This window comes from Paeniglutamicibacter cryotolerans, from assembly GCF_014190875.1.
Lineage (GTDB): Bacteria > Actinomycetota > Actinomycetes > Actinomycetales > Micrococcaceae > Paeniglutamicibacter > Paeniglutamicibacter cryotolerans.
This window is the reverse complement of record NZ_JACHVS010000001.1, coordinates 2,864,688-2,871,448: the sequence shown is the minus strand read 5'-3', so window position 1 is coordinate 2,871,448 and position 6,761 is coordinate 2,864,688. Positions and strand designations below refer to the sequence as shown.

The 6,761-nt window shown below is 67.0% G+C and carries 3 protein-coding genes and 1 CRISPR repeat array; of the genes, 1 reads left to right on the top strand and 2 read right to left on the bottom strand.

The features are described 5' to 3' along the window. Positions 1-24: 24 nt before the first annotated feature. Positions 25-3,226: a CRISPR direct-repeat array (repeat unit 29 nt; unit sequence GGGCTCATCCCCGCAGGCGCGGGGAACAT). A 123-nt stretch (positions 3,227-3,349) separates the two neighbouring features. After that, positions 3,350-4,693, bottom strand: coding sequence for a 6-phospho-beta-glucosidase (locus E9229_RS13155; RefSeq protein ID WP_183511774.1), 1,344 nt, complete (start codon positions 4,691-4,693; stop codon positions 3,350-3,352). Continuing rightward, the gene (locus tag E9229_RS13150; protein WP_183511772.1) at positions 4,690-5,439 is read right to left on the bottom strand and encodes a DeoR/GlpR family DNA-binding transcription regulator; all 750 of its coding nucleotides are present in this window, start codon (positions 5,437-5,439) and stop codon (positions 4,690-4,692) included. Before E9229_RS13150 ends, E9229_RS13155 begins: the two co-directional genes overlap by 4 nt. Before the next feature lie 185 nt (positions 5,440-5,624). Between E9229_RS13150 and E9229_RS13145 the strand changes: the two genes are divergently transcribed. Further along, entirely contained in the window at positions 5,625-6,752 is a 1,128-nt protein-coding gene (locus E9229_RS13145; RefSeq protein WP_183511771.1) for a PfkB family carbohydrate kinase, read from the top strand. The last annotated feature ends 9 nt before the right edge of the window (positions 6,753-6,761 follow it).

Below are 6,761 nucleotides of genomic sequence, written 5' to 3'. Positions count from 1 at the left end.
GTGAGACGAGGCGTTGGCGTTCGGGGGCTCATCCCCGCAGGCGCGGGGAACATGTCGCCGCCCGCCATGATGCCCTCGTGGCCTCGGGCTCATCCCCGCAGGCGCGGGGAACATGGCAGGAGCATAAACCATGGCCGTAGCCTACCGAGGCTCATCCCCGCAGGCGCGGGGAACATTCTTGTATGTGCAAAACAGTAGCGGGTTGCTTGGGCTCATCCCCGCAGGCGCGGGGAACATCAGTACACGGGCGGAGCGGCCAAGCGGCTAACGGGCTCATCCCCGCAGGCGCGGGGAACATACCTAACGAGCAGGTGGCAGAAGAGTATTGGAGGGCTCATCCCCGCAGGCGCGGGGAACATGCCGCTGCATCCAGTGGTGGCGCAGCGCCACCGGGCTCATCCCCGCAGGCGCGGGGAACATATAATGGCGGCCGAGGAGGCGCTAGGTGATGTGGGCTCATCCCCGCAGGCGCGGGGAACATGTGTCGTGGCGATAATCCCCCCACCGGTGCCATGGCTCATCCCCGCAGGCGCGGGGAACATATTAAGGATCGCCACACATGACCGTCAAGACTGGGCTCATCCCCGCAGGCGCGGGGAACATGACGATGACCGGCGCACGGCACGCTCACTGCGGGGCTCATCCCCGCAGGCGCGGGGAACATTCCTCGACGGTGACTCCCCACGACTGGGACGTGGGCTCATCCCCGCAGGCGCGGGGAACATGCCGGATATGCGGCACTGCTGGCCGGGCACGGGGGCTCATCCCCGCAGGCGCGGGGAACATGCCGGCGAGTCGCGCGATGTCGGTTATGCCGAGGGCTCATCCCCGCAGGCGCGGGGAACATTCCTCCAGCCCGTGGGTGATGCTCATCAGGCAGGGCTCATCCCCGCAGGCGCGGGGAACATTTCCAGAGCCACGTGAAAACAGGGCCGACCTTGGGCTCATCCCCGCAGGCGCGGGGAACATCCAAGCATGACCGGCACGGCGGGCGCAATGCTGGGCTCATCCCCGCAGGCGCGGGGAACATCAATGGTGACTGAGCGCATCCTTCCGGCCCCCGGGCTCATCCCCGCAGGCGCGGGGAACATCCACGGTGTGACCAGAAGAAAAAAGGCGGGATGGGCTCATCCCCGCAGGCGCGGGGAACATTTGTTCGCGGTCGTCTCGTTGATGCTGTTGGTGGGCTCATCCCCGCAGGCGCGGGGAACATTACTGCACAGTGAGCTGAACAACTCGGGACATGGGCTCATCCCCGCAGGCGCGGGGAACATTCCGCAATTGCCGGGACCAGCCAGACGGCAACGGGCTCATCCCCGCAGGCGCGGGGAACATTAGCTACAGCCCGGATCTTCGTCGTGGCACTGGGGCTCATCCCCGCAGGCGCGGGGAACATATGAATTGCCACGGAACCGGAGTTGTGCCCGGGGGCTCATCCCCGCAGGCGCGGGGAACATGCACCAGGACAGTGTTACCCGTCGTATGGCGCGGGCTCATCCCCGCAGGCGCGGGGAACATAATCCGGTCACGTCCGCTACGGCCGGGGCGTAGGGCTCATCCCCGCAGGCGCGGGGAACATCCACGGTGTGACCAGAAGAAAAAAGGCGGGATGGGCTCATCCCCGCAGGCGCGGGGAACATTCTGCGTCGTGTATAACCCGGGAACAACTCCGGGGCTCATCCCCGCAGGCGCGGGGAACATGGTGACTGCGGCCGCCGCGGAGAAGGTCCGCAGGGCTCATCCCCGCAGGCGCGGGGAACATGGGCTCCTAGTCGCCAGAGAATCCCGTCGGACGGGCTCATCCCCGCAGGCGCGGGGAACATATCACCGAGGGTGGCGGGCAGTCGTTGGCCATGGGCTCATCCCCGCAGGCGCGGGGAACATGTGCGGGCCACGTACGGGACGAAGCATGTCGAGGGCTCATCCCCGCAGGCGCGGGGAACATTAGACGGCGCGGACCTTCGATGCGGGCGTGTAGGGCTCATCCCCGCAGGCGCGGGGAACATGGTGGGCACTCACGGGTTGAGGGCTTGCGCGAGGGCTCATCCCCGCAGGCGCGGGGAACATGAAAGAGACTGCGTGTACTGGCTGGATGCTGCGGGCTCATCCCCGCAGGCGCGGGGAACATTGAACATGGGAACTCCTTTCGCGATGAGGCGAGGGCTCATCCCCGCAGGCGCGGGGAACATAGCCGGAAGCTTCCCACACTGTTACCGATGGGGGGCTCATCCCCGCAGGCGCGGGGAACATGGAGGACCACGGAGCCGGAAGCTTCCCATACTGGGCTCATCCCCGCAGGCGCGGGGAACATTGCATGACGCCGAAGAACTGACGCCCGCCGATGGGCTCATCCCCGCAGGCGCGGGGAACATGCAGTGCGACGCCCACTCTTCGACAAGTCCTTGGGCTCATCCCCGCAGGCGCGGGGAACATGTGCAGCTGCGCTTTTACACGGCTGCCGAGGCGGGCTCATCCCCGCAGGCGCGGGGAACATACGAAACGAAGCTGCTGGAGCCGGGCGAGGAAGGGCTCATCCCCGCAGGCGCGGGGAACATGCGTCGGATACTTTCAAGGTCCTGTCGCAGGAGGGCTCATCCCCGCAGGCGCGGGGAACATGGCATCACGGGCATCCGTGAATCTGACGCACTGGGCTCATCCCCGCAGGCGCGGGGAACATTTGCGGCAAACCGATTCGCCGCAACCTCCGTCGGGCTCATCCCCGCAGGCGCGGGGAACATCCATCGTCTATCGCGTCATGGCGTCGGGTGTAGGGCTCATCCCCGCAGGCGCGGGGAACATGCTACGGGCGCCGCATTGGACGATGTGGGAATGGGCTCATCCCCGCAGGCGCGGGGAACATAGCCAGCGGGCATGAATTGCCACGGAACCGGAGGGCTCATCCCCGCAGGCGCGGGGAACATAGTTGCCGTCGCGGGTCGTAGCCGACGCGCATGGGCTCATCCCCGCAGGCGCGGGGAACATCGGGGCATCCTTGACGGACACCCCGATGGTTTGGGCTCATCCCCGCAGGCGCGGGGAACATGCTCTAGCGGTAATGCCTGCCTACGCGGAGTCGGGCTCATCCCCGCAGGCGCGGGGAACATTTTCCGATGTGGGGCGGTTGGGCGCGACTCTTGGGCTCATCCCCGCAGGCGCGGGGAACATAAACCTCTGGCGGTGAGATGTCTGGGCCGGGTGGGCTCATCCCCGCAGGCGCGGGGAACATACTCGCTGACTAGCCGCGAAGCATCAATCGTACCCGGATTTTCATTACTCCGTCGGTCTGGACGGGCCGAAAACGGTGACCCCTGCGGCAGCCTCAGGATCATACAATCAGCACTCGAGGAATTTACCCGAACGCTGCGGCAACCCCCGGAATCTGCTCGCGGTAGGTCGTCAAGAGCTGCTTGGCCACGGTGATCGAGTCGACCAGCGGGTGCGCGGCGAGCGCGCGCCAGGCCAGCGTCTCGTCGCGTTCCCTCGACGCTGCGATGGTCAGCCGCTCAACTGCCTTGACCTGCTGCAGCAGCCCGAGCATCTCCCCGGTGACCGGTGCAACCTGCTTAGGCACCACGCCAGCTGCCGTGACGGTGCACGGGACCTCGATGACGGCGTCATCGGGCAGCTGCGGCACGGTGCCGCGGTTGGCGACGTTCAGGATCATGGTGGCGGGCTTGCCTCCGAGCAGCGCGGTCATCAGGTCCAGGGCGACCTGCTGGTATCCCCCGCCCTCGATGTCCGATGCCTCGCGGTTGGTGCGCTCCTCCTCGGGGCGGCTTTCGGCCATGTAGCTGGCCTCGCGGTCGTGCTTGGTGCGGTGCCACAGCTCCAACGCACTGTCCGGGTGTGCGCAGGCCTGCTCGTAGAAGCCGCCCTGCTGGCGGTGCAGGAACTCACCGCGGGTTTCGGCGCTCGCGCGCAGGCGCTCGGTGGCCTCGCGCTGGAAGTAGTAGTAGTAGAGGTACTCGTTGGGGATGGCGCCCAGGGCCCGGATCCAATCGAAGCCCATGAGCCGGGCCTCCTCGATCTTTTCCAGCGCCGCGTCATCGGCCAGCAGGCCCGGCAGCCGATCGACGCCGTCGACGCTCAGCGACCGCAGCCAGCCCAGGTGGTTCAGGCCGATGTAGTCGAAGTCGACGGCGTCCGGGGTGGAGCCGACGGCGTCGATGGCCCGGCGGATGAGCCCGATGGGTGTATCGCAGATCCCGATGACCTTGTCCCCCAGCGCCTCGCGCATGGCCTCGGTGATCATGCCCGCGGGATTGGTGAAGTTGATGACAGTTGCTTCGGGCGCGAGCCTGGCGACGCGTTCGGCCAGGTCGCGGGCGGCGGGAAGCGTGCGCAGCGCGTAGGCCAGGCCTCCGGGTCCGGTGGTCTCCTGGCCCAGCACGCCCAAATCAAGTGCGATGCGCTCATCCAGGGTGCGCCCCTGGGTCCCGCCGATGCGCATGGCGGAGAAGATGAAGGCGGCGCCGGCGATGGCGTCATCGAGGCGCGCCTGCGTGGTGACCCGTGGCGGTCGCGGAAGATCCGGTGCCATCTGCCCAAGGACCGAGGCGATGGTCGCCACACGCTGCGGATCGGCGTCGAAGAGGCAGAGTTCGGTGATCCTGACCGTCTTGGTTTCGGCGGCCAGCGCCTCGAAAATTTGCGGTACGCGGAATCCGCCGCCGCCGATGATCGTGAGTTTCACGCCAGAATCACTTCACTTCCTGCTTGTTTGAATGCTGCCAGCGTATCGGGGTCCGCGCCATCGCAGGTCACCAGCGTGGCGATCCGTGATGCCGTACAGACGTCGCGGACGCCGACGCCGGGGAATTTGGTTTCATCGGCAAGCAGTACGACCCTGGCGCTGGTGCCCAGGATGGCCTGCTTGACCGGTACCTCGATGCTGGTGGTGTCCTGCACCGTGGTGTCGGGCCGGATGCCGCTGCACCCCAGGAAGCTGATGGTGGAGCGGACCTGGGCGAGGGACTCGAGGGTCAGCGATCCAACGAGCGAATGGTAGGAGCGGCGAAGCACCCCGCCGAGGATGATCAGTTCCACCTCGCTGTCGGTGCGCAGTTCGTCGAGCACCGCAATGCTGGAGGTCATCACCGTAATCTGGCGGCCGCGCAGGGCCCGGGCCAGCATCGCCGTGGTGGTGCCGATATCCAGCAGCACCACGTCGCCGTCGTTGACGAGTCCGGCGGCGCGGACGGCTATCTTTTCCTTGGTGGCGGAGCCGCGGGCCAGGACTTCGTGGAAGGGGATCTTGTCCGAGTCCAAGGCGCCCCCGCCGTGAACGCGGCGCATGTGGCCTTCCCGGGAGAGCAGATTCAGGTCGCGTCTGATCGTTGATGGACTCACACCCAAGTCAGCGGCGAGTTGCAGGACCGATACATCTCCGGTCTCTTGGATCCGGCGCAGGATCGACCCCTGTCGCGTACTGATAAGCATGCGCCCAGAGTATCAGTCATAACCGCGCAATAACGATCAGAAACAATCACTTGTACCGCCATTTTGCCCGTGCTAACGTCCAACCCATGGGCGGTGAACCACCGTCCTTGCGCATGTCCTACGCAGGATCCATGGAGCGCACCAACCCCCCTTGCCGGCAGCGGCACACGTGGAGGACCCCGCAGGTGAACACAGCATCAGACCCCGGAGCGGCCGGCGACACGGAGCTTGACCTGTTCCTGACCGGTTCGCTCTTCTTCGACATCATCTTCACCGGACTGCCCTCCGCGCCGCAGCCCGGTACCGAGGTCTGGGCCGAGGGCATGGGATCAGTCCCCGGCGGCATCGCCAACCTCGCTGTAGCAGCTGCCCGGCTGGGCCTGAAGACCGGGCTCTCAGCCGGGTTCGGCGACGATGCCTACGGCACCTGGTCATGGTCGCTGCTCGGCGAACAGGAGGGCATCGACCTGAGCCGCTCTCGGGTCTTCCCCGAATGGCATTCGGCCGTCACCGTTTCCCTGGCCCGCGGCGGGGACCGTTCCATGGTCACCCACGGGCACCCGATGCCCATCACCCAGCGCGAACTGATCGGCAAGCCGCCGAGCTCCCGGGCCATGATCGCCGAGCTGGCCCTGCCCGGCGACGAGGCCCCGTGGTGGAGGGACACCGTCCCGCACCAGGGCAAGGTGTTTGCCGCAGTCGGCTGGGACCCCACCGAGAAGTGGGACCAGGGAATCCTGCGGGATCTGGAACTCTGCCACGGCTTCCTGCCCAACCACGTCGAGGCCATGGCCTACTCGCGCACCGATACGCCGGAGGCGGCGCTCGAGGCACTATCCAGCCGCGCTCCGCTGGTGGTGGTCACCCAGGGCGTCGAGGGCGCGATGGCCATCGATTCGAGCACCGGGGAACGGGCCAAGGTGCCGTCCCTACCGGTCCCTGCGATCGATCCGACCGGCGCCGGTGACGTCTTCTCCGCCGGCATCGTGCTGGGCACGCTGGCAGGATGGCCGCTGGAACAGCGGCTGCTCTTCTCCACCCTCTGCTCGGGCCTGGCGGTCAAGCACTTCGGCGGTTCGCTGGCTTCCCCCGGCTGGGGCGACATCGCCGACTGGTGGGAATACAAGAAGCTGCGCGCCCGCGACAACGCCGAATGCGCCGACATCGCCCGCCGCTACGGCTTCCTGGACGACGTGCTGCCGCGACACAAGCTCAACGCGGTACGCCGCGCCGAAGCCACCTTCGGCCTGCTGACCGAGGCCGAGGCCCACTACCGGCCCGGGGAGCACCGTCCGCTGCCCTCCAGCCACTGATTTTGACCT